The organism is Methylobacterium sp. E-012 (assembly GCF_057836545.1).
Genome location: NZ_JBYQEY010000001.1, coordinates 3,499,558 through 3,521,452, shown reverse-complemented (window position 1 = coordinate 3,521,452; position 21,895 = coordinate 3,499,558). Strand labels below are relative to the sequence as shown.

General features: G+C 70.6%; 21 protein-coding genes and 1 tRNA gene. 12 read left to right on the top strand and 10 right to left on the bottom strand.

Annotated elements, in window-relative coordinates; genetic code table 11:
• Positions 1-27 precede the first annotated feature (27 nt).
• The 5 genes from AC3IF1_RS17100 to AC3IF1_RS17080 all read right to left on the bottom strand — a co-directional run bounded on the left by AC3IF1_RS17100 (position 28) and on the right by AC3IF1_RS17080 (position 4,475).
• Positions 28-837 (bottom strand): class II aldolase/adducin family protein, encoded by an 810-nt coding sequence (locus tag AC3IF1_RS17100; protein WP_489218581.1) that lies wholly within the window; start codon positions 835-837, stop codon positions 28-30.
• Positions 838-1,742: 905 nt separating this feature from the next.
• A complete protein-coding gene (locus AC3IF1_RS17095) occupies positions 1,743-3,026 on the bottom strand; it encodes an amidase (RefSeq protein ID WP_489218580.1) in 1,284 nt (427 codons plus the stop codon).
• A gap of 50 nt (positions 3,027-3,076) precedes the next feature.
• On the bottom strand, positions 3,077-3,856 hold the full coding sequence (locus AC3IF1_RS17090; RefSeq protein WP_489218579.1) for an SDR family oxidoreductase: 780 nt from the start codon (positions 3,854-3,856) through the stop codon (positions 3,077-3,079).
• A 92-nt stretch (positions 3,857-3,948) separates the two neighbouring features.
• On the bottom strand, positions 3,949-4,257 hold the full coding sequence (locus tag AC3IF1_RS17085) for a hypothetical protein (protein WP_243971522.1): 309 nt from the start codon (positions 4,255-4,257) through the stop codon (positions 3,949-3,951).
• A gap of 80 nt (positions 4,258-4,337) precedes the next feature.
• A complete protein-coding gene (locus AC3IF1_RS17080; RefSeq protein ID WP_489218578.1) occupies positions 4,338-4,475 on the bottom strand; it encodes a hypothetical protein in 138 nt (45 codons plus the stop codon).
• Positions 4,476-4,700: 225 nt separating this feature from the next.
• Here AC3IF1_RS17080 and AC3IF1_RS17075 point away from each other — a divergent pair, with 225 nt between their 5' ends.
• On the top strand, positions 4,701-4,955 hold the full coding sequence (locus AC3IF1_RS17075; RefSeq protein WP_489218577.1) for a hypothetical protein: 255 nt from the start codon (positions 4,701-4,703) through the stop codon (positions 4,953-4,955).
• Between the two features lie 30 nt (positions 4,956-4,985).
• Here the strand turns inward: AC3IF1_RS17075 and AC3IF1_RS17070 are convergent, their stop codons facing one another.
• The 3 genes from AC3IF1_RS17070 to AC3IF1_RS17060 all read right to left on the bottom strand — a co-directional run bounded on the left by AC3IF1_RS17070 (position 4,986) and on the right by AC3IF1_RS17060 (position 6,450).
• Positions 4,986-5,468, bottom strand: coding sequence for a hypothetical protein (locus tag AC3IF1_RS17070; RefSeq protein WP_489218576.1), 483 nt, complete (start codon positions 5,466-5,468; stop codon positions 4,986-4,988).
• Positions 5,465-5,974, bottom strand: a complete 510-nt coding sequence (locus AC3IF1_RS17065) for a hypothetical protein (protein ID WP_489218575.1) — start codon at positions 5,972-5,974, stop codon at positions 5,465-5,467. The genes AC3IF1_RS17070 and AC3IF1_RS17065 overlap by 4 nt, the downstream gene beginning before the upstream one ends.
• Before the next feature lie 197 nt (positions 5,975-6,171).
• Positions 6,172-6,450, bottom strand: coding sequence for a hypothetical protein (locus AC3IF1_RS17060; RefSeq protein ID WP_243971512.1), 279 nt, complete (start codon positions 6,448-6,450; stop codon positions 6,172-6,174).
• 472 nt (positions 6,451-6,922) lie between these two features.
• On the opposite strand from AC3IF1_RS17060, the gene AC3IF1_RS17055 reads away from it, so the two are divergent.
• Complete coding sequence (locus AC3IF1_RS17055) at positions 6,923-7,174, top strand: pilus assembly protein PilZ (protein WP_243971510.1); 252 nt, start codon at positions 6,923-6,925, stop codon at positions 7,172-7,174.
• Between the two features lie 81 nt (positions 7,175-7,255).
• Positions 7,256-7,621: a hypothetical protein gene (locus AC3IF1_RS17050; RefSeq protein WP_243971508.1), complete on the top strand. Its 366-nt coding sequence runs from the start codon at positions 7,256-7,258 to the stop codon at positions 7,619-7,621.
• Here AC3IF1_RS17050 and AC3IF1_RS17045 read toward each other — a convergent pair.
• Positions 7,622-7,696 (bottom strand) — tRNA-Val (locus AC3IF1_RS17045).
• A gap of 267 nt (positions 7,697-7,963) precedes the next feature.
• On the opposite strand from AC3IF1_RS17045, the gene AC3IF1_RS17040 reads away from it, so the two are divergent.
• The 9 genes from AC3IF1_RS17040 (at position 7,964) to scpA (ending at position 20,601) form a co-directional block, all read left to right on the top strand.
• Positions 7,964-8,239, top strand: coding sequence for a hypothetical protein (locus AC3IF1_RS17040; RefSeq protein ID WP_489218574.1), 276 nt, complete (start codon positions 7,964-7,966; stop codon positions 8,237-8,239).
• Entirely contained in the window at positions 8,239-10,425 is a 2,187-nt protein-coding gene (locus tag AC3IF1_RS17035) for a glycosyltransferase family 2 protein (protein ID WP_489218573.1), read from the top strand. The genes AC3IF1_RS17040 and AC3IF1_RS17035 overlap by 1 nt, the downstream gene beginning before the upstream one ends.
• A 156-nt stretch (positions 10,426-10,581) precedes the next feature.
• Positions 10,582-11,913 (top strand): MFS transporter, encoded by a 1,332-nt coding sequence (locus AC3IF1_RS17030; RefSeq protein WP_243973702.1) that lies wholly within the window; start codon positions 10,582-10,584, stop codon positions 11,911-11,913.
• Between the two features lie 163 nt (positions 11,914-12,076).
• Positions 12,077-13,306, top strand: coding sequence for a ubiquinol oxidase subunit II (cyoA, locus tag AC3IF1_RS17025; protein ID WP_489218572.1), 1,230 nt, complete (start codon positions 12,077-12,079; stop codon positions 13,304-13,306).
• A 95-nt stretch (positions 13,307-13,401) separates the two neighbouring features.
• Complete coding sequence (gene cyoB / locus AC3IF1_RS17020; protein WP_243973703.1) at positions 13,402-15,402, top strand: cytochrome o ubiquinol oxidase subunit I; 2,001 nt, start codon at positions 13,402-13,404, stop codon at positions 15,400-15,402.
• A 4-nt stretch (positions 15,403-15,406) separates the two neighbouring features.
• Entirely contained in the window at positions 15,407-16,039 is a 633-nt protein-coding gene (cyoC, locus tag AC3IF1_RS17015; protein WP_243906763.1) for a cytochrome o ubiquinol oxidase subunit III, read from the top strand.
• Positions 16,036-16,440 carry a cytochrome o ubiquinol oxidase subunit IV gene (gene cyoD / locus AC3IF1_RS17010; protein ID WP_489218571.1) on the top strand — a complete coding sequence of 135 codons (405 nt, stop codon included), beginning with the start codon at positions 16,036-16,038 and terminating at the stop codon, positions 16,438-16,440. The genes cyoC and cyoD overlap by 4 nt, the downstream gene beginning before the upstream one ends.
• Positions 16,441-16,514: 74 nt before the next feature.
• The gene (locus AC3IF1_RS17005; RefSeq protein ID WP_489218570.1) at positions 16,515-17,252 is read left to right on the top strand and encodes an SURF1 family protein; all 738 of its coding nucleotides are present in this window, start codon (positions 16,515-16,517) and stop codon (positions 17,250-17,252) included.
• 1,183 nt (positions 17,253-18,435) lie between these two features.
• Entirely contained in the window at positions 18,436-20,601 is a 2,166-nt protein-coding gene (gene scpA / locus AC3IF1_RS17000; protein ID WP_489218569.1) for a methylmalonyl-CoA mutase, read from the top strand.
• A gap of 129 nt (positions 20,602-20,730) precedes the next feature.
• On the opposite strand, the gene AC3IF1_RS16995 is transcribed toward scpA, so the two are convergent.
• Positions 20,731-21,840 (bottom strand): alpha/beta hydrolase, encoded by a 1,110-nt coding sequence (locus AC3IF1_RS16995; protein WP_489218568.1) that lies wholly within the window; start codon positions 21,838-21,840, stop codon positions 20,731-20,733.
• Positions 21,841-21,895 lie beyond the last annotated feature (55 nt).

Below are 21,895 nucleotides of genomic sequence, written 5' to 3'. Positions count from 1 at the left end.
TGCCCGTATCCGGGCGCCGCGCGCGCCTCACCCCTGCGGAAAGACATCCGGATCGGTGCGTGCCAGCATCCGCTTGAACGCCGCCCACTCGCTGTCGGGCGCCCCCTGGCGCGCGACGCGGTCGTAGCCGGCGGCGTATTGCCCGGCGGTCTTGGCGGCGACGGCGGAGGAGGGCCGGATCACCGGGGCGCCGGCGGCCTGGACGGCCAGCTGGGCCCGGCACGACCGCTCCAGGTTGTGCATCAGCTTGAACGCCTCGCCGACCGAGCGGCCGCAGGTCAGCAGCCCGTGATTGCGCAGCACCATGACGGGCTGGTCGCCGAGATCGGCCACGAGGCGCTGGCGCTCGTCGAGGTCGAGGGCGATGCCCTCATAGGCGTGGTAGGCGACGCGGCCGGCGAACTGCATCGACCACTGATTGAGGGCGAGCAGCCCCTCCTCCTGGCAGGAGACCGCGACGCCGGCCACCGTGTGGGTGTGGAGCACGCAGACCGCGTCGTGGCGGGCAGCGTGGATGGCGCTGTGGATCGTGAACCCGGCCGGGTTGATGCCGAGCCCCATCGGATCCGCGATCACCCGCCCGTCGATATCGACGGTGACGAGGTTGTCGGGGGTCACCTCCTCGAAGCGCAGCCCGTAGGGATTGATCAGAAACCGGTGCCCGCCCCCCGGCAGCCGCGCCGAGATGTGGGTGTAGATGCTGTCGTCGAGCCCCAGCCGGTGAATCAGCCGGTAGGCGGCCGCGAGATCGACGCGCATCGCCTGGATCTCGGCCTGAAGTTCCGGGCCGGGCTCTTCGGAGTGGTCCGCGACGATCGAGTGGGTGGGTGCGTTCATGCGACGGCTCCCTGATGGTTTTTGGGATCGCCAGTCGGCGCGGACGGTCCCGGGATCCCCGGGCGGACGGCGCATCGCGCGGTCGCGGGCCTGGGACACCCACAAGGTGCACCATGGGGTGCCGGTCGGCAATGCGGGGTGCGAGACGGCGGCGGCCGATTCTCATTCCCACCCGCGCCCTCATCCTGAGGTGCGGCCCAGCCGCCTCGCGGGAGTCCTCCTTCGAGGCCCGCTGGCGCGGGCGCCCCAGGATGAGGGCGCGGGAGCGCCACACCCCCCGGCTCGGGCTGGGCGGCGGCCGGCGGAGGAAATGCCCCGGCCGCTCAAGGCTTTGAGGCCGACCCTGTCCTGGGCGGTGCGGCGGTTTGACGGCGCCCTCCACGACGAGGGGGCGTGCGACGAAGGCTCGCTCGGAAGCGCCGGGGTGCGATGCGCAACCCGGGACCGGCTTAGCGTCATTCGCGCCCCCCGCGTGACGGACACCGGACGCACAATCGGACGGGGACGGGCACCGGCCTGCCGGTGCGCGCGCCCGTCCGCGGGACGCCGGGAAGCCGGCTTTGCAACGTTGCGTTCGGGCTTCGCGGCGTCCCGCGTCTCCCCGGCGGCGGGTTGGGCCATGCCCCCGGCGGCGCGTCGCGCGGGGCCGCGGCGGCGTGGGTGGACGCGGCGCTCTCTCCTCCCCCGTGACTACGAGATCCACACATCGCTAGTCGAGACGCTCTCTCCTCCCCCTTGCGGGGAGGAGCCGGAGGTGGGGGTGGTGCAGGAGGCACCGGAACGCTCGATTCTGAACCACCCCCACCCCTGACCCCTCCCCGCAAGGGGGAGGGGAAAAACGCTTGTCTTTGAAGTCCTCGGCGTTCGACAGCGATGTGATCCAGATCCGGCCGAGGGCCGGTCCCCTACCCCGCCAGCGCCGCCTCGATCCCGGCGCCGATCGCCAGCAGGCGGCGGTCCTGGCCGTTCCGGGCCAGCAGCATCAGCCCCGCCGGCCGGGCGAGGCCGGGCATCGGCAGGGACAGGCCGGTGAGGTCGAAGAAGTTGCCGAAGGCGGTGTTGCGCAGCATCAGCCGGTTCGCCGCCAGGAAGGCCGCGTCGTCGGCCTCCAGAGGGGCGATCCGCGGCGCCGTCGTGGCGGTCGCCGGGAGCGCCAGCACGTCGAGGGGGGCGAGGTGCCCGTCGAGGGCCGCGATCAGCGCGGCGCGGCGGCGCAGCGTCCGGACATAGCCCGCCGCCGACGCGGACCGGCCGGCCATGATCCGGCGGTGGACCCGGGGATCGTACTGCTCGGCCCGGCTGTCCAGCCAGTCGGCGTGGATCGCGGCGGCCTCGATCGCCGCGATGGACCCGTCCGGCAGCGCCGCGTCCATGGCGGCCAGCAGGTCGTCGATCGGGTGGTCGGCCACCCGGGCGCCGGCCCGGGACAGGGCCGCCAGGGCCCGCTCGAAGGCCTCCGCCACCAGCGGCTCGGTCTCGGTGAACAGGACGCCCCGGGGCACGCCGATCCGCAGCCCGGCCAGGGGGAACGCTTCGAGCGGCAGGGGCTCCTCGCCGGCCATCACGGCGTCCGCGGCGGCGCAGTCCGCCACCGTCCGGGCCAGCGGGCCCAGGGAGTCGAGGGCGTAGGACAGGGGGAAGGCGCCGGCCAGGGGCACCCGCCGGGCGGTGGGCTTGAAGCCGACCACGCCGTTGAGCGCGGCCGGGATCCGCACGGAGCCGCCGGTATCGGAGCCGATCGCGATATCGCTCGTCCCCTGCCCCACCGAGACCCCGGCCCCGGAGGACGAGCCCCCCGGAATGCGGTCCGGATCGGCGGCGTTGCCGGGGGTGCCGTAATGCGGGTTGAGCCCGAGCCCCGAGAAGGCGAATTCCGACATGTTGGTCTTGCCGAGGATCACCGCCCCGGCCCGGCGCAGGCGGGCGACCACCGGGGCGTCGGCCCGCGCCGGATCCGCATCCGCCAGCAGGACCGAGCCGGCCCGGGTGGTCTCGCCGGCCACGTCGAACAGGTCCTTGATCGAGACGATCGCGCCGTCGAGCGGGCCCAGCGCGACGCCGTCCCGGCGGCGGGCATCCGCCGCGTCGGCCGCCGCCCGGGCCGCCCCGGGGTAGAGGCGGGTGAAGACCTCCGGATCGCCGGCCGCGATCCGCGCCAGACGCGCCTCGACGGTATCGCGTACGCTCATGATCCTCCCCGCGTGATCCCCGGGCGCCCATGCAAGCGGGGGGCCCGCCTTCAGAACGTGCCGGGATAGGCGCCGCCGTCCATCAGCAGGTTCTGCCCGGTGATGAACCCGGCGTGCCGGCTGCACAGGAACGCGCAGGCCGCCCCGAACTCGTCCGGCTGGCCGAAGCGCCCGGCGGGGTTGGCCGCCGCCCGCGCCGCCAGGAACGCCTCCACGCTGGTGCCGGCCTTGGCGGCGCCGGCCGCGGCGTTGCCGCGGATCCGGTCGGTGTCGAAGGGGCCGGGCAGCAGGTTGTTGATCGTCACGCCGTGCCGCACGGTCTGGCGGGCAAGGCCGGCCACGAAGCCGGTCAGCCCCGAGCGGGCGCCGTTCGACAGGCCGAGTTGCTCGATCGGCGCCTTCACCGCGGCGGAGGTTATGTTGACGATCCGGCCGAACCCGCGGCCGATCATGCCGTCGACGGTCGCCTTGATCAGCGCGATCGGCGCCAGCATGTTGGCGTCGAGCGCCCGGATCCAGGCGTCCCGGTCCCAGTCGCGAAAATCGCCGGGGGGCGGGCCGCCGGCGTTGGTGACCAGGATGTCGGGCTCCGGGCAGGCGGCGAGGGCCGCGTCCCGGCCGGCCGCGGTGGCGATGTCGCCCGCCACCACGGTGACCGCGGCGCCGGTCTCGCGGCGGATGTCGTCCGCGGTCCGCTCCAGCGTCTCGGCGGTGCGCGCCGTGATCGTGACGGCGACGCCCTCCCGGGCCAGCGCCAGGGCGCAGCCCCTGCCCAGACCCTTGCTCGCCGCGCAGACGAGCGCCCGGCGCCCGCTCAAGCCGAGATCCATGTCAGGCCTCCCCGAACCGGCCCCCGTCGCGGGGGCCCCGGCCCCATCCTAGCGCATCGTCCCGGGTCCGGTCTTCGGGATCGGCCTCGCGCTCAGGCGCAGGCCCTGGCGCCGGCGCGCTCGGCCTCCTGGCGGGCGAGGCTCAGGACGCGGCGGCGCGCCTGACCGTCGCCGATGGCCAGCCAGTGGCGCACCAGGTCCAGGAGTTCGCCGGCCTCCCCGTCCGACGGCGCGCCCGGGGCACTCTCGGCTGCGGAGGCATCCGCGAAGAACCGCTCGACCGGCACGTCCAGCTCCCGGGCGAGCCGCTGGAGCAGGGCGTCCCGGGGGCCGGCGGAGCGCCCCCGCACGGCTCCGCCGGGCAGCCGCTGAGCCGGGGGCACGATCGTGAGCAGAGTCATACCCGGAAACGGCGCTGGCCCCGGAGGGTTCAGGACCCCGCCCGGTAGGGTGAAGGGAGTCTTAACGGACCCGGCCGGCCTCACCCCCTGCGCGGGTCGCGGCCACCCGGCGAATCGGGGAACTCCTCCCCCTCCGGCGCGACCCACCCGGCCCACAGGAGGGCCATCGCCCCCGTGAGGAGCGGAAGTGCCGTGCTGAGAATGATGCTGAGCGTCACGGCGATCCTGCCGGCAGACGTCGGGGCGACGCGAGCCGGCACTCTTGTCCGATCACGCGTATGCGCGGGATTAAGCCGATCGGTCGCATTGCGGATACCGCCGCGCAGGCTGCGGACACCCCGCGTCGGCCGGCCCGTCCGTCGTGCCTGGACGGCCATATTCATCGGGCTGTTACACGGCCCGCCTATGGGCGGCCGTCGAGGCGCGTGCGGAGGAGCAGGCGGATGCCGGCGCATTACTGCATCGATCCCCTCGACCCGCATGCCGAGGCGCAGGTGCTCGTCATCTACAGCGACGGCCGGCCGCTCCCCGTGGTCACCTCCGTCCGCGACCGGCAGGGCCATGATCTGTTGCCGGACCTGTCCGATGCCTGTGTCCGGATCCTGGAGCTCGAGATCGCGGTCTATTTCGGCCGCGGCGATCCCTTCGCCTGGGCGTTGCACGCGGTCGACGTGATGGCGGCCCCGGCGCTCGCGTAGAGGGTCGTCCCAAACGGCGCCCCTGACCGCTCAGGCCTGGGCCGCGTCCTGGGTGAGGGTGCCGAATTCGCTGACCATGCATTCGTGCATGCGGCGCAGCCAGGACCGCGCCTCGGCGGCCTGGGCCTCCGCCCGCTCGGCCCGCTCACCCGCCGCGCGGGCCTGCGCCTCGGCCCGCTCCGCCCGTTCCACCGCCTCGCGCAGCAGGGCCTCGGCGTGCCGGGCCCGATCCGTGGCGGCGCGCGCGACCGTCTCCGCCTCGCGGACCGAGCGTTGCGCCGCCCGCACCGAATCCTGGGCGCTCTTCTGCAGGGTGCGCACCCGGGTCGCGACCCCGCGCACGGCGTCCAGGGAGGCCGACCAATCGTCGCCCTCCAGGGCGGCGGCCGGGGCGGGGCCGGAGAACAGCGCCACGACCCGGTCGACCGGATCGCCCCGGCCGTCGCGCGACCCGGCGGCTCCGCCGGAGCGGTTCCCCGGCGACGCGAGCGCGGCGCTGGCGGAGCCGCTCACGCCGCGGCCTGCTCGGTCAGATCGGAGAACTCGGCCAGGATCGCCTCCTGGACGCGTCCGAGCCACGCCTCGGCATGCCGGGCCCGCTCCTCGGCGGCGCGGGCGCGCGCCTCGGCGGCCTTCGCCCGCTCCTCAGCCGCGATGACCTGCGCCTCGGCGCGCATCTGGGCCTCGCGGGCCTGCATCTCCGCGATGCGGGCGCGCTCGTTCGAACTGCTGATGTCCTCCCGGACCTGCTCCAGCACGTGCTCGATGCGCGCCTCCCGTTCCCGAGCCTGCGCCTCGATCACGCGCGCCTGGCGGGCCGCGGCCTGAACCCGGTGGATCAACCCGTCCCAATCCTGGGGCGGCGCGTGCGGCGCCGGGATTTCGGCCGGCTCGTCCATCGACGACACCACCCGCAGGACGCTGCCGAGATTGGCTTCGGCCACGGCGCCGGGCTCCTGCTTGGTCCTGTCCGCGGGCCGGAACCGCGGGTCGTTCAGAAGCCTCTGCAGCTCGCTCACGGACCATTCACTCCCTGCCAGCCGGAACCTGGTATGACTAAACCGTTAAAACTGGTTAACGAAGCCTTAAAATCGGAGCGGCCCAGCGGGAATGTTGTCGTGGCGCCGGTCGTCCCGGCCGAAAGCGCGGGTCGTGCGCCGCGGACCGGGATCTCGCCGGATCATCCGCCAGGATGTCCATCGGCGGCCGCCCGAGATCAGCGCCAGCGCTCTTTCGTGCAGGCCAGGACGTACACGGTGCGCATGCAGCGCTCCTGGTCGACCTGCGCATGCGCGCTGCCCATGCAGGCATCCATGCCCGAGGTGAGCAGCAGACGATCGATGTCCTTCTTGGACTCGCAGGTGAAGATCGGCTGAAAACCCTCGAACTGGCTGACCTGCCAGAAGATCGCCACGACCAGCATCAGGCAGAAGGCGCAGACCAACAGCCGGCTGTCGTAGAACCAGTGCCTGCGCTCGGCAATCATGGCGGCCATGCGACCCTTCCGGTGCCGTTCGCTGAATCCGCGCCAGGCTCGCCGAACCTGAAATTCATGCGCCGCGGCCGTCCTGCGGGCGGTGGGTGCGACAGGGATCGAACCCGCCGGCCCCTACCATGTCGACCCCGCGCCCGCAACGAAACGCGCGGACCGCGCCGGGCTTCGGCCGGGACCCGGCGGCGGGAATGCCGTGAGGATCCGGATCGGCGTGCAGGTCCGGGTGCGACGAGCCCCGGGAGGGCCGCACGGGTCGGGGCCTCCGCCCGCCCAGCGCCCCGCGACCGCACCGATACCGGCCGCCGTGGACCGAGCGCCGCGATCAGGCGGGCCCGAACCCGTCACAGGCAGCGACGGCGTTCATCCGACAGTAAGCACGGGACGAACGATTCCGATGCTTTCCGCCCGTGTGCAACCGCGGAGCAAGAGGAGCCAATATTTAGTGCCGACAGCTTTTTCAGGGATGCACATGATGGCCGAGAAACGTCTAGCCGGTCGGACGGATTGCTTCAGCGCCGGCCACATCCTGGTCGACGATACCGACAAGCGGGTGCGGTGCCTGGTCTGGAACATGTCGGACACGGGCGCGCTGCTCGAAGCCGGCGAGGCAGATGCTGTCCCGGAGGCCTTCACCCTCCTGACCGCGATCGACCAGACCGCGCGGCGCTGCACGGTCGTCCGGCGCACCGGCGCCCGGTTCGGCGTCGTCTTCGCGGAAAGCTGAGCGCCGGAGCATCGACAGACGGGCGCGCCGCGGCCGGTGACCGGACGCAGAAACCGAACCGGGCCGCGGCTCGGACCGTTGATGGCGATGCCCGACCTGACGATCCCGCTGATCTCGGCCGCCGTGTTCATCGCGGTGGGCTGGCTGATCGTCCATGCCGGGCGGGACTATGCCGATGCGATCCGGCACACCCTATCGATCTTCGCCCTGGTCTTCGGACTGCTGGTCATGATCGGCGTGACGGCGAAGCTGCGCGGGCTGCTCGGCGTCGGACGGATGACGCACCGGGTCGAGGCCCGGTCGCAGGTCGATCCGCCGAGCCTTCGCCGGCGGACGGGTCTCGACCCGGCGGTCTGCCAGCACGGCGCCCAGCCCGTCGATCGGACCTGTTCCAGGTTCGCCGAACCTGGGATCACCACTGGGAAACCGGTCGCGGTCCCGAAGTAGTGGTGGAGACGACAGGGATCGAACCTGTGACCTTTCCCATGTCAAGGGAATGCACTACCGCTGTGCTACGTCTCCGTTCCGACCTGTTCAGGTTCGTCGAACCCGAAACCGCCGAAATAGCTTAACCGGATCAGCGACTTATTGGGGGAAACCCCTACCCTGTCAAGGTAGTGCTCTCCCGCTGAGCGACGCGCCCGGGCCGGAGCCGTACGGCTCCGGTGGGCGGGGCCTATAGCGGCTGGCCGGCGGGGGCGCAAGCGGAACCTGTGTTCTGACCGGCGGGCGGGCACCCGCCGCGGGCCGTCCGCCGGCACGAGGTGCACGGGGGCGGTAAAATGCGCTATGGGCCTGCCCCCCGGCATCCGGCCGCGCCGCGAAGCGCCGGCCCGCCGCCTCAAGCTTCGAGACATGCGCCGCTTCATCGACCACGATCAGGGTGATTCGACCCGCGGCCGGATCGCGGCGGACCGTCCCGGCGGCCCCGTCCGGGTCCCGGCCTCAGCCGATGGGCGGCCCGCTTCCGCCGGGCATCTCGGATCGGTCGGGGCGACGATCGGCGGCGATGGGGCCCCGCGGGACCGCGTGCGGGCCACCGCGGCCGACGCGAGCGGGCTCTGATGGTGTCCTCGACCGGGCCGAAGGCCCCCGAATCCCGCCTCCCGCCGGTGCAGGTCGCCGGGCCCTGGCGCGGGCCGCGCCCCCTCGCGGCGCGGGCGGCCCCGGACGGGCTGCGCGTCGCGCTCCCGGGCCTTGCGGGCCGCTGGGTCGAGGTCGTCCTGTCCAACGATCCGGCGGAGGCCCGGGACACCGTGCCGGACATCAGCCTCGTCGGGTCCGATGGCCGGCCGGGATCGCCGCTGCCCCAGGAGGCGCGGGGCGGGGGCGCCTGCGCGTGGATCGGCCGCCTGCCCGAGGACGCGGCCGAACTCCGCGTCGCCGACCCGTCCGGACGGGTGCCGGCCCACCTGAGGCGGATCGCGGTGCGCCGCCTCGCCCGGCCGATCCTGGCCCTGCGCGGCCTCCTGCGCGAGCCCGGATTGACCGTCCAGGCGCTCACCTGGCGCGTCCTCGGCAAGAAGGTCCGGGCCCGGGGCTTCCTCGGCCGGGCCCTGCGCCACCGGCGGGTGACCGGCTACGAGGCCTGGCTCGGCACCCACGCCCTGCGCCGGGCGGAGCGGGACGGGATCGCCGCCGAGATCGCCGCCTGGGCGGACCCGCCCCTGATCTCCGTGCTGATGCCGGTGCACGATCCTGATCCGAAGGTGCTCCGGGCCGCCCTCGCCTCGCTCAGCGCGCAGCTCTATTCCCACTGGGAGCTCTGCGTCGTGGACGACGCCTCCACGCGGCCCGCGATCCCAAAAATCCTGGCCCGCGCCGCCGAGGCCGATCCGCGCATCCGCGTCCATACCCGGTCGGAGAACGGCCACATCGCCCGGGCGACCAACGATGCGCTGGGCCTCGCCCGGGGCGTCGCCTGCGCCTTCATGGATCACGACGACGCGCTCACCGAGGACGCCCTCTACGAGGTCGCCCGGGCGCTCCGCCGCGCTCCGGACCTCGTGCTGATCTACAGCGACGAGGACAAGATCGACGGGCGCGGCCGCCGGTTCGACCCGCATTTCAAGGCCGCCTTCGACCGCGAGCTGCTCTACGCGCAGAACTACATCAACCATCTCACGGTGGTGCGGACCGAGGCCCTGCGGGCGGTCGGCGGCCTGCGCCCCGGCTTCGAGGGCAGCCAGGACCACGACCTGCTGCTCCGGCTCACCGATGGCCTCGATCCCGCCCGCATCCGCCACATCCCGCGGGTGCTCTACCATTGGCGCGCGGCGCAGGGCTCCGGCACCTTCTCGGACCGCTCGCTGGCCCGGGCGGAGGCCGCGCGCCTGCGCGCGCTGGAGGAAATCGTGGCGCCCTGGGGCGGCCGGGCCGAGGCCGGCCCCAACGGCTTCAACCGCCTGATCCGGCCCCTGCCGGAGCCGCCGCCCCGGGTCTCGGCGATCATCCCGACCCGGGACCGCGCCGAACTCCTGTCGGTGACCCTCGACGGGTTGCTCGCGGCCACCGGCTATCCCGATATCGAGGTGATCATCCTCGACAACGACAGCCGCGAGCCCGAGACCGCCGCCCTGTTCGCCCGCTACCGCGACGATCCGCGGGTGTGCGTGGTGCCGGTGCCGGGGGCCTTCAATTTTTCCGATCTCTCCAACCGGGGGGCGGCAGCGGCCACCGGGCCGATCCTGCTGTTCCTCAACAACGACATCGAGGTGCTGGAGCCGGGCTGGCTCACCGAGATGGTCCGCCACGCGGTCCGGCCCGAGATCGGCGCCGTCGGGGCCAAACTCCTCTATCCGGACCGGACCATCCAGCACGGCGGAATCGTGCTGGGGATCGGCGGCGTTGCCGGGCACAGCCATCTCGGCGTGGCCGACGCGGATCCGGGCTACTTCTGCCGCATGGTCATCGCCCACGAGGTCTCGGCGGTGACCGGCGCGTGCCTGGCCATGCGGGCCGACATCTTCGCGCAGGTCGGCGGATTCGACGCGGCCGCCCTGAAGGTCGCCTTCAACGACGTCGATCTCTGCCTGAAGGTCCGCCGGGCCGGCTACCGCATCGTCTGGACGCCCTTCGCCAAGCTCATTCACCACGAGTCGAAGAGCCGCGGGGCCGAGGACACGCCCGAGAAGCAGAAGCGCTTCGAGGGCGAGGTGCTCACGATGCTCGACCGCTGGGGCCCGGAGCTGCGCGCCGACCCGTACTACAACATCAACCTGTCACGGAATTCCGCGCACTACCGCGTCTGAACGGCCAGTCCGACTCGGCGGATCGCGCACGGTGGCATGCATGCGTCAGTGGGTGAACTTGCGTCCAGGGCCGGTTGCGATACCTCTGGACATGCCGCAAGAGGCGGTTCCGGCCAAGGCGTCCCAGGGGGCGCGCGGCGAGGGCGACAGCCAGCGATGAGTGCGAACACACCTACGGTCACGGGCCTCGAGCGCGACGCCCAGCAGGCGATGGGGGACCACAAGGTCCATCCCAACGAGATCGCCATCGGCGTCGTCATCGGCCGCGCGTCCGAATACTTCGATTTCTTCGTGTTCGGCATCGCCTGCGTGCTGGTGTTCCCGAAGGTGTTCTTTCCCTTCGTCGATCCGCTGAAGGGGACGCTCTACGCCTTCGCGATCTTCGCCCTGGCGTTCATCGCCCGGCCGATCGGGACGGTGATCTTCATGGCGATCGACCGGCGCCACGGGCGCAGCGTCAAGCTCACCACGGCCCTGTTCCTGCTCGGCGCCTCGACCGCGGCGGTGAGCTTCCTGCCCCGCTACGACAGCATCGGCATCGCCTCCGTCTACATCCTGGCGGCCCTGCGCGTGCTGCAGGGTCTGGCGCTCGGCGGTGCCTGGGACGGCCTCGCCTCGCTGCTCGCCATGAACGCCCCCCGGGAGCGGCGCGGCTGGTACGCGATGATCCCGCAGCTCGGCGCCCCGCTCGGCTTCATGGTGGCGAGCGCCCTGTTCGCCTTCTTCCTGGTCAATCTCGACGAGGCCGACTTCATCGATTGGGGCTGGCGCTTCCCGTTCTACTGCGCCTTCACCATCAACGTCGTGGCGCTGTTCGCCCGGCTCCGGCTCGTGGCCACCGAAGAGTTCGCCCGGATGATGGATCTCGACCGGCTGCGGCCGGTGCCGGCGCTGGAACTGTTCCGCCACCATGCGGGCGACGTGATGCGCGGCGCCTTCGTGCCCCTCGCCGCCTTCGCCCTGTTCCACCTCGTGACGATCTTCCCGATCGCGTGGCTGGCGCTCAACCCCACAAGCCGCTCCCCCGGCGACTTCCTGATCGTGCAGTTCTCGGGCGCCATCGTGTGCGCCGGCGCGGTCGCCGCCTCCGGGCTGATCGCCGACCAGATCGGACGGCGCAACTGCCTGATCATGAGCGCCTCGCTGATCGGCTTCTTCGCCGTCGGCAGCATCATCGCGCCGCTCCTGTTCGGCGAGAGCGCCATCGGCCAGACCATCTACGTGACGATCGGCTTCATGCTGCTCGGGCTCGCCTACGGCCAGACGGCGGGCGCAGTGACCGCCCGGCTCGGCAACCACTACCGCTACACCGGGGCCGCGCTTACCTCCGACTTCGCGTGGCTGATCGGCGCCGGCTTCGCCCCGCTCGTGGCGCTGTTCCTGTCGCAGCGCTACGGGCTGGCGATGATCGGCGTGTACCTCCTGTCCGGCGCAGTCTGCACCCTCGCGGCCCTGTACTTCGATCGCTCGGAAATGCGTCAGATGTAGCCGGGACGGCGGGCCGCGCGGGCCGCGCGGCCGTCCGGGATCTGACAGGAACGCCGCCTCGCGCGGCACGGCTGAAGCGCCGCGGCAGCGGCATGGCAGAGCGCCGCATTCGCGGCATGGCAGAAGCGCCGCATTCGCGGCCTGGGATGACGAGACGCGTGCTGTGACCTCCACGACCCATCGACCGGACAGGACCGACACCGTGCGAGCCCGGGGCGGTCGCGGGCGGCGCCTCCTGCCGCTCCTCGCCCTGCCGCTGCTGACGCTGCTCGGCGGCTGCAACTTCGTGGTGCTGCACCCGGCCGGCTACGTGGCCGAGCAGCAGCGCAACCTCGTGCTGGCCGCCACCGGGCTGATGCTCCTGATCATCGTGCCGGTGATTGCCTTCACGCTGATCTTCGCGTGGCGCTACCGGGCGACCAACGCGGACGCGGTCTACGATCCCGAATGGCACCACTCGACGCAGCTCGAAGTGCTGATCTGGACCGCACCGCTGATGATCATCATCGCGCTCGGCGCCCTCACCTGGATCGGGACCCACACCCTCGACCCGTTCCGGCCGCTCAGCAAGATCGACCCCAAGCGCGACGTCCCGGCCGGCACCCAGCCCCTCGAGGTCGAGGTGATCGCCATGGATTGGAAGTGGCTGTTCCTCTACCCGCAATACGGGATCGCCACGGTCAACGAGCTCGCCGCGCCGGTGGACCGGCCGATCCAGTTCAAGATCACCGCCACCGACGTGATGAACACGTTCTACGTGCCGACGCTGGCCGGCATGGTCTACGCGATGCCGGGGATGCAGACCCAGCTCCACGCGGTGATCAACCGCGCGGGCGCCTACGAGGGCCGCTCGGCGCATTACAGCGGCGCCGGCTTCTCGAACATGTTCTTCAAGTTCCACGGCCTGACCGATGACGCCTTCGGTCAGTGGATCGCCAAGGCCAAGGCCGAGGGCGGCGAGCTCAGCCAGGAGGCCTACCTCAAGCTCGAGGAGCCGAGCGAGGCCGAGCCCGCGCGCTACTACAAGTCCTACATGAAGGGCCTCTACGACCGGATCATCGGCATGTGCCCCCGGCCCGACCAGATGTGCGTCGGCGAAATGGCGAAGATCGACGCCCAGGGCGGTGCCTCGGGCGAGGAGGCGGAGGCGAACTACAAGCGGCTGCAATACGACAACCGCCTGGCGGAGCGCGGCGTCGAGGGGCCCGGTGCGACGACCCCGGCCTCGGGGACCGGCCCGCACGGGCAGACGCAGCCTCAGGGCATGCGGCCGCGGCCCGACATGGGCAACCCGGATTCCCGCGGGCGGACATCGCCCGAGGACCAGGGCAAGGGCTCCGGCGAGGGCCAGAGCGAGGGCGGTCAGATCGCGCCCAAGCAACTGAACCAATGACGCAGATGAACCAAAGACGACATCGCTCCCCGGAGAGCGAGCCTTACACCGTATGACCGGCGGTCGCCGTCGAACCCACTGAACGGGCCGATCCCATGTTCGCAAATTTGGACTTACAGCAGCTGATCCTCGGGCGGTTCACGTTCGAGCAGATCCCCTACCAGGAGCCGATCCTGCAGGGGACGTTCGCCGGCGTGGCGGTGGTCGGTCTCGCCGTGATCGGCGTCATCACCTATTACCGCTTCTGGGGGCCGATGTGGCGTGACTGGATCACGTCGATCGACCACAAGAAGATCGGCATCATGTACTGCATCTTCGCGGCGGTCATGCTGCTGCGCGGCTTCGCCGACGCGATCCTGATGCGCTCGCAGCAGGCCGTGGCGTTCGGCTCGGAGCAGGGCTTCCTGCCGCCGCACCACTACGACCAGATCTTCACCGCCCACGGCATGATCATGATCTTCTTCGTGGCGATGCCGTTCGTCACGGGGATGATGAACTTCGCCGTGCCGCTGCAGATCGGCGCCCGCGACGTCGCCTTCCCGTTCCTGAACAACTTCAGCTTCTGGATGACGGTGGCCGGCGGCATGCTGGTCATGGTCTCGCTGTTCGTCGGCGAGTTCTCCCGCGCGACCTGGCTCGCCTACCCGCCGCTCTCGGAGGCGTCCATGAGCCCCGGCGTCGGCGTCGACTACTACATCTGGGCGCTGCAGATCGCCGGCATCGGGACCCTGCTCTCGGGCATCAACCTGATCGCCACGATCGTGAAGATGCGCGCGCCCGGCATGACCATGATGAAGCTGCCGATCTTCGTCTGGTCGTCCCTGTGCACCAACATCCTGATCGTGGCCGCCTTCCCGATCCTCACGGCCGTCCTCGCGATGCTGTCGCTCGACCGCTACGTCGGCACGCACTTCTTCACGAACGATCTCGGCGGCAACGCCATGCTGTACTTCAACCTGATCTGGATCTGGGGCCACCCGGAGGTCTACATCCTGATCCTGCCGGCCTTCGGGGTGTTCTCGGAGATCACCTCGACCTTCTGCGGCAAGCGCCTGTTCGGCTACACCTCGATGGTCTACGCGCTGGTGGTGATCACCATCCTCGCCTACCTCGTGTGGCTGCACCACTTCTTCACCATGGGCTCGGGCGCGGACGTGAACTCGTTCTTCGGGATCACGACCATGATCATCTCGATCCCCACGGGGGCGAAGATCTTCAACTGGATGTTCACGATGTACCGCGGCCGGATCCGGTTCGAGGTGCCGATGCTGTGGGTGGTGGCGTTCATCGTCACCTTCGTGATCGGCGGCATGACCGGCGTCCTGCTGGCGGTGCCCCCGGCCGACTTCGTGCTGCACAACTCGCTGTTCCTGATCGCCCACTTCCACAACGTGATCATCGGCGGCGTGCTGTTCGGGATGTTCGCCGGCGTGACCTTCTGGTTCCCGAAGGCCTTCGGGTTCAAGCTCGACGAGTTCTGGGGCAAGGTCGCCCTCGTGTTCTGGGTGACCGGGTTCTACGTCGCCTTCATGCCGCTCTACGTGCTCGGCCTGATGGGCGTGACCCGGCGCATGCAGCACTTCGACGACCCGTCGCTGCAGATCTGGTTCGTGATCGCCGCCATCGGCGCCGCGCTGATCGCCTGCGGCATCGCCTCGCAGATCGTCATGTTCGTGGTCTCGATCCGCAACCGCGACAAGCTGCGGGACCTGACCGGCGACCCGTGGGGCGGCCGGACGCTGGAATGGTCCACCTCCTCGCCGCCGCCGGACTACAACTTCGCGTTCACCCCGGTGGTCCACGATTCCGACGCGTGGTGGGACATGAAGAACCGCGGCTTCGCCCGTCCGATGCAGGGCTACAAGCCGATCCACATGCCCAAGAACACCGCGACCGGGGCGATCCTGGCGGGCCTGAACTTCGCCTTCGGCATCGCCATGATCTGGTACGTGTGGTGGCTGGCGGCGCTCAGCTTCCTGGCGATCTTCGTCGTGGCGATCGCCCATACCTTCAACTACAAGCGTGACTACTACATTCCCGCCGACACGGTCAGTCGGACGGAAGGTCAGCGGACGCGCGAACTGGAGATGGCGTGATCCGATGATGCACGCGGAGACTGCACCCCCCGGCGCCGCGGCGCCGGTCTTCTACCAGACCGACGAGGAGGGCCATCACTCCGAGGGCTCGACCATGCTCGGGTTCTGGCTCTACCTGATGAGCGACTGCCTCATCTTCGCGACGCTGTTCGCGACCTACGGGGTGCTCGGCCGCAGCTACGCGGCCGGGCCGACCCCGAAGGAACTGTTCGACCTGCCGGGCATCGCGGTGAACACCGCCATGCTGCTGTTCTCGTCCATCACCTACGGCTTCGCCATGCTGGAGATGGACCGGGACCGGGTGAAGCAGACGCAGATCTGGCTGGCGGTGACCGGCCTGTTCGGCGCGGCCTTCGTGTTCCTGGAGATCCGGGAATTCGTCCACCTGTTCCATGAGGGCGCACCGCCCTGGCGCAGCGCCTTCCTGTCGTCGTTCTACACCCTGGTGTCGACCCACGGCCTGCACGTCTCCATGGGCATCCTGTGGCTGATCGTGCTGATGGTGCAGGTGCGCAAGCACGGGCTGATCGTCGAGAACAAGCGGCGGCTGATGTGCCTGTCGATGTTCTGGCACTTCCTCGACCTAATCTGGATCGGCGTCTTCACCGTCGTCTACCTGATGGGAGTGCTCGAATGAGCGCCGACGCACACCACCTCACCGGTCACGGCCAGGACACGCACGATTCCCACGCCCATAGCGGCGGCGGGCACGGCACCGTCCAGAGCTACATGACGGGCTTCGTCCTGTCGGTGATCCTGACGGTGATCCCGTTCTGGCTGGTGATGGGCAACGTGCTCGACAACAGCCTCGTCACCACCCTGGTGATCCTGGCACTCGGCGGCGTCCAGATGGTCGTGCACGTCATCTACTTCCTGCACATGAGCACGAAGTCGGAGGGCGGCTGGACCTTCATGGCGCTGATCTTCACCATCACGCTCGTGGTGATCATGCTCTCCGGCTCGGTGTGGGTGATGTACCACCTCAATCACAACATGATGCCGATGGATGCCCACGACGTCATGAACAACGCCCGCTGAGCGGGCGTGCGGACGTGACCCCGTCGGGGTCGGCGGGGAGCTCCGGTGCGGGCCCCTCCCCGGCCCCGTTCTCGTTGCGGCGCCGCATCGTGTTCGGTGTCGCGGCGGCCCTGGTCTGCGTCGTCCTGCTCGGACTCGGCACGTGGCAGGTGGAGCGCCGGGCCTGGAAGCTCGACCTGATCGCCCGGGTCGACGCCCGGGTCCACGCGCCGCCCGTGCCGGCCCCCGGCCCCGCCGACTGGGCGCGTGTCGGCCCCGACGACGCCTACCGGCATGTCCGGCTCTCGGGCAGCTTCCTCCACGACCGCGAGACCCTGGTCCAGGCGGTCACCGAGCGCGGCGGCGGCTTCTGGGTGCTGACGCCGCTGCGCCGCCCGGATGGCAGCCTCGTCCTGGTCAACCGCGGCTTCGTGCCCGGCGAAAACCGGGACCCGGCGCGCCGTGCGGCCGGACAGGTCGCGGGCGAGGTCACGGTCACCGGCCTGCTGCGGCTGACGGAGCCGAAGGGCGCGTTCCTGCGCTCCAACGATCCCAAGGACGGCCGCTGGTACTCCCGGGACGTGGCCGCCATCGCGTCCGCCCGCGGCCTGAGCGATGTCGCGCCCTACTTCGTGGACGCCGACGCGGCGCCCAATCCCGGCGGCCTGCCGGTGGGCGGCCTCACGGTGATCGCCTTCCCCAACAACCACCTCGTCTACGCGATCACGTGGTACGGGATGGCGCTGATGCTCGCAGGGGCTCTGGTCTACGTCCTGCGGGGCGCACGCAGGCAGGACGGGGTTTCCAAAGGGCGCACGCCCTTTGGCGGGTGATCAGGGCAGAGCCCTGATGCCTGGGGCGCTGCGCGCTCTTGTAGAGCCCTGCCCTGGCGCGCTGACGGATTCCCATGTCCCCGTCTGACGCCAGCGCGAACGGTCCCGGGTCTCTCCCTCCCCCCTCTGCGGGGGAGGGTGGCCCCTGCGTCAGCAGGGGTCGGGAGAGGGGAGCGCGGCTTCAGGAGAGGGCGCCTCCTTCAAGACGGGCATAGCCCCATCCTGAGCCGTCGCTCCCCTCTCCCGACCCGCTTCGCGGGCCACCCTCCCCCGCAAAGGGGGGAGGGAAACGCGCGGTTCGCGCTTTTTCCCCCAAAAGGAGAAGCGTGAACATCGTGCCCGCGCAGGGGAGCCGCACTCACGCCCTTGACAACATTCCTATTCTGTGCTCATTAACCGCCACCTGTCCGCGGCGGTCCGGGAGCGATCCCGGTCCGTCCTTCGGGGGCCCGCCCGGTGGCTGACCGGGCGGGTCCGGGGACGGGGCGGTGCCCGCGTCGGTGGCTCTCAGCCGCCATCGCCCCGGGCGGCGTGACCGATACGGGGCGTGTCTCGGATCCGGGCGGAGAAACACCGGGCCAACCCGGCGGGGCTGAGGAAATGCCCCCGCGCCGACCCTCCTCTGGGCCGACCCCAAGGGACCTGCGGACCCGTCCATTACGAGACGGGCAAACGGCTGGAAGGCCACAGACTCACTGCGGGTTCCGGAGGTGCGTGCACCTCGTCCGAGACCGTCTGCAGAGACGTCGCAGGATCGGGCGCGCTGAAAGGCACCGCGACGAGAAAGACGGCACCGGCCGGGGCCCACGCCCGGCCGATGCCGCGGGCGCCGCGGGGATCGGATCCCGCGCGTTCGCTCACCACCTGGGTTCCCGCGGCGTCCCGCGTCCCGCGTGTTGCTTCTTGGGCCATGCCCCCGGCGCCGCGAGGCGGGTGGGGACGATGGCGCGTGTCCGGAACCACGGCCTAGCGTCCGCGCCCAGACAGGTTCTCCTGCCCGGGCAAGCCCCGGGATCGCCAGGGGGAAGCGCGCCGGGTCGGCGCCCGAAACATCCGACAACACCGTGAACGGGCTGCGTCCGGGGCCTCCTGAAATCAGACCGTCCGGCTCGACCACAAGGGAGTAGCCCGCCTCAAGCGCGTCCCTATAATGGCATGACAAACGCCACAACGAGTCAACGCCATGACCTCCCGCATCCCGAACTTCGCCGACATCCCGCTCGCCGGCGAATCGCTCGCGGTCGCGGCGCCCGATCTGGGCGAGCCCTGGATGACGCCGGAGGGGATCCCGGTGAAGGGCCATTACGGGCCGGAGGATCGCGAAGGCATCGAGTTCCTCGACACCTATCCCGGCCTCGCGCCGTTCCTGCGCGGCCCCTACCCGACCATGTACGTCACGCAAGCCTGGACGATCCGGCAGTACGCCGGCTTCTCCACGGCCGAGGATTCGAACGCCTTCTACCGGCGCAACCTCGCGGCCGGGCAGAAGGGCCTGTCGGTGGCCTTCGATCTCGCCACCCACCGGGGCTACGATTCCGACCATCCCCGGGTCTCCGGCGATGTCGGCATGGCGGGCGTGGCGATCGACTCGATCTACGACATGCGCACGCTGTTCTCCGGCATCCCGCTCGACGAGATGACCGTGTCGATGACGATGAACGGCGCGGTGCTGCCGATCCTCGCCCTCTACATCGTCGCGGCGGAAGAGCAGGGCGTGCCGCCGCAGAAGCTTGCCGGCACGATCCAGAACGATATTCTCAAGGAATTCATGGTCCGCAACACCTACATCTATCCCCCCAAGGGATCGATGCGGATCATCTCGGATATTTTTGCGTACACCTCGAAGAATATGCCGAAGTTCAATTCGATCTCGATCTCCGGCTACCACATGCAGGAGGCCGGGGCGACGAACGACCTGGAGCTCGCCTACACGCTGGCCGACGGCGTCGAGTACATCAAGGCGGGGCTGGCCGCCGGCCTGACCATCGACCAGTTCGCCCCGCGGCTGTCGTTCTTCTGGGCGATCTCGACCAACTTCTTCATGGAGATCGCCAAGATGCGGGCGGCGCGCCTGATCTGGGCCAAGCTCGTGAAGGGGTTCGACCCGAAATCCGAGAAGTCGCTGGCGCTGCGGACCCATTCGCAGACCTCCGGCTGGTCGCTCACCGCCCAGGACGTGTTCAACAACGTCACCCGCACCAACATCGAGGCGATGGCGGCGACGCAGGGCGGCACGCAGTCGCTCCACACCAACGCCCTCGACGAGGCGCTGGCCCTGCCCACCGACTTCTCGGCCCGGATCGCCCGCAACACCCAGCTGTTCCTGCAGCAGGAGAGCGGCACCACCCGGATCGTCGATCCCTGGGGCGGCTCCTACTACGTGGAGAAGCTCACGGCCGACATCGCGGCCCGCGCCTGGGAGCATATCCGCGAGGTCGACGGGCTCGGCGGCATGGCCAAGGCGATCGAGGCCGGCATCCCCAAGCTGCGGATCGAGGAGGCGGCCGCCCGCGCCCAGGCCCGGATCGATTCCGGCCGCCAGACCATCGTGGGCATCAACAAGTTCAAGGCCGACGACGACATGGCCATCGACCTCCTGCGGGTCGACAACGGCAATGTCCGCCGCCTCCAGATCGACAAGCTCAAGCGCCTGCGCGCCGAGCGCGACGAGGCCGCGGTCACGGCCCGGCTCGAGGCGCTCACCCGGGCCGCGGACGGCGACGGCAATCTGCTCGAACTCGCCGTCGAGGCGGCCCGGACCAAGGCGACGGTGGGGGAGATTTCCGAGGCCCTGGAGAAGGCCTGGGGCCGGCACCGCGCCGAGATCCGCTCGATCTCCGGCGTCTACAAGCGCGAGGTGGGGGGCATGTCGCCTGTGGTCGAGGAAGTCCGGGCGCTGGTCGAGGCGTTCGAGGAGAATGACGGCCGCCGGCCGCGCATCCTGGTCGCCAAGATGGGCCAGGACGGGCACGACCGCGGCCAGAAGGTGATCGCCTCGGCGTTCGCCGATCTCGGCTTCGACGTGGATATCGGGCCGCTCTTCGCCACCCCGGCCGAGGCCGCCCGGCAGGCGGTGGAGAACGACGTGCACATCGTCGGCGTCTCGTCGCTCGCGGCCGGCCACCTCACCCTGGTGCCGGAGCTGAAGGCGGCGCTCACCGAGCAGGGCCGCGACGACGTGATGATCGCCATCGGCGGCGTGATCCCGCCGGGCGACTACGAGGCCCTGCGGGCCGCCGGTGCCGCGGCGATCTTCCCGCCCGGCACGGTGATCGCCGAGGCCGCCGTCAACCTGATCCGGGCGCTGAACGAGCGGCTGGGGTATGGGGCCCGGCAGGCGGCGGAGTAGGCGGTCCGTTCCATCCTCGCCCTCATCCTGAGGTGCCGCACCGCAGGATGAGGTCAATGGGTTGGAGTCCCACAGGGGGCGACCTGCGGTTGCCGCGCCCGGGATCACGGCGCGGCGAACGAGAAGCCGTCAATTCAGCGCCTGCGGATCCGCCTCCGTGAGGAACGCCCCGACCGCGTGGAGGAACTGCATGCGGTTCTTCTCCATCATCACCGTGTGGGTGCCCTCCCCCAGTTCGACGAAGCGCTTGTAGGGGGCGTGCGTGAGCTTAGTGAAGTATTCCTGGGCCTGGTAGCTCGGCAGATCCGCGTCCCACTCGGCGTGGATGATCAGCACGGGGACGCGGATGTCGCCCGGGTCGTAGAGCGGCTTGCCGGCCTGCCAGTAGTCCTTGGAATCGGCGACGACGCCGTTCGGCGCGCGCAGGACCGGCGGGGTCTGCTTCGCGCCGACCGGATCGGTGGCGAAGGTCGCGTCGGCCCAGAGATCGAACCAGCCGGGCGGGATCAGGTCGGCCGTCTTGTCCTCGGGCACGCCGGTCAGCCAGCGCGCCCGGGCGCTGTCCCGGCTGACGCTGCGATAGGCGCCGAGCGGCCCGTTGCCGCCGATCAGGGCCGGCGTGCGCGCCAGCCATTGCGGCGCGTAGAGGACGAGCCGGTTGACCCGGTCGTTGTGGGTGCTGGTGTAGAGGCCCATGGTCGAGGTCCCCCAGGACCAGCCCATCAGGTCGATTTTTTCGACGCCGCGCCGCTTGGTGATGAAGTCCACGACCTGTCCGACAACCTTGGCGGAGTCGGGGGTCCGCATGAAGGGCGCGTTGTCCGAGGCCGGCGCGTCCATCGCGGCCGGGCGTCCGGACAGGCCGTAGCCCGGCAGGTCCACGAGGTAGACGTCGAACCCCAGCCCCGCGAGATAGTCCATGGCCGACATCCCGCCGAGCGGCAGGTCGAAGGCCGTGGAGGCCGGATAGGTCGCGCCGTGGACGTAGAGCAGGATCCGGTCGCCCGGGAACCGATCGATCCCGGCGGGGCGCTTGTTGCGCACGTAGATCTCGACGCCCGGCTCGCTCCAGGGCAGGCGGAATTCCTCCGTCTCCAGCCGGCCCGACGGGGCCGCCGCCGCGACCGGCGCGGCCGCCACCGCCATCCCGGCGGCGAGGGCTCCGACGAGGTGGCGGCGCGGCAGGCCCCTGCCCGGCTGCGCCCCACCCGGCGGCGTCTGCTGTGATCTGTCCGACATGGCGTTCTCCCGTCCGCCTTGGCCGGCGGCTCGACCGATTCAACCCACCGATGCC

Bases quoted from the DNA above. Each gene is read 5' to 3' on its own strand.
- AC3IF1_RS17100 (WP_489218581.1), bottom strand. From the start codon at position 837: ATGAACGCACCCACCCACTCGATCGTCGCGGACCACTCCGAAGAGCCC.
- AC3IF1_RS17095 (WP_489218580.1), bottom strand. From the start codon at position 3,026: ATGAGCGTACGCGATACCGTCGAGGCGCGTCTGGCGCGGATCGCGGCC.
- AC3IF1_RS17090 (WP_489218579.1), bottom strand. From the start codon at position 3,856: ATGGATCTCGGCTTGAGCGGGCGCCGGGCGCTCGTCTGCGCGGCGAGC.
- AC3IF1_RS17085 (WP_243971522.1), bottom strand. From the start codon at position 4,257: ATGACTCTGCTCACGATCGTGCCCCCGGCTCAGCGGCTGCCCGGCGGA.
- AC3IF1_RS17075 (WP_489218577.1), top strand. From the start codon at position 4,701: ATGCCGGCGCATTACTGCATCGATCCCCTCGACCCGCATGCCGAGGCG.
- AC3IF1_RS17060 (WP_243971512.1), bottom strand. From the start codon at position 6,450: ATGGCCGCCATGATTGCCGAGCGCAGGCACTGGTTCTACGACAGCCGG.
- AC3IF1_RS17055 (WP_243971510.1), top strand. From the start codon at position 6,923: ATGGCCGAGAAACGTCTAGCCGGTCGGACGGATTGCTTCAGCGCCGGC.
- AC3IF1_RS17050 (WP_243971508.1), top strand. From the start codon at position 7,256: ATGGCGATGCCCGACCTGACGATCCCGCTGATCTCGGCCGCCGTGTTC.
- AC3IF1_RS17040 (WP_489218574.1), top strand. From the start codon at position 7,964: ATGGGCCTGCCCCCCGGCATCCGGCCGCGCCGCGAAGCGCCGGCCCGC.
- AC3IF1_RS17035 (WP_489218573.1), top strand. From the start codon at position 8,239: ATGGTGTCCTCGACCGGGCCGAAGGCCCCCGAATCCCGCCTCCCGCCG.
- AC3IF1_RS17030 (WP_243973702.1), top strand. From the start codon at position 10,582: ATGAGTGCGAACACACCTACGGTCACGGGCCTCGAGCGCGACGCCCAG.
- cyoB (WP_243973703.1), top strand. From the start codon at position 13,402: ATGTTCGCAAATTTGGACTTACAGCAGCTGATCCTCGGGCGGTTCACG.
- cyoC (WP_243906763.1), top strand. From the start codon at position 15,407: ATGATGCACGCGGAGACTGCACCCCCCGGCGCCGCGGCGCCGGTCTTC.
- cyoD (WP_489218571.1), top strand. From the start codon at position 16,036: ATGAGCGCCGACGCACACCACCTCACCGGTCACGGCCAGGACACGCAC.
- scpA (WP_489218569.1), top strand. From the start codon at position 18,436: ATGACCTCCCGCATCCCGAACTTCGCCGACATCCCGCTCGCCGGCGAA.
- AC3IF1_RS16995 (WP_489218568.1), bottom strand. From the start codon at position 21,840: ATGTCGGACAGATCACAGCAGACGCCGCCGGGTGGGGCGCAGCCGGGC.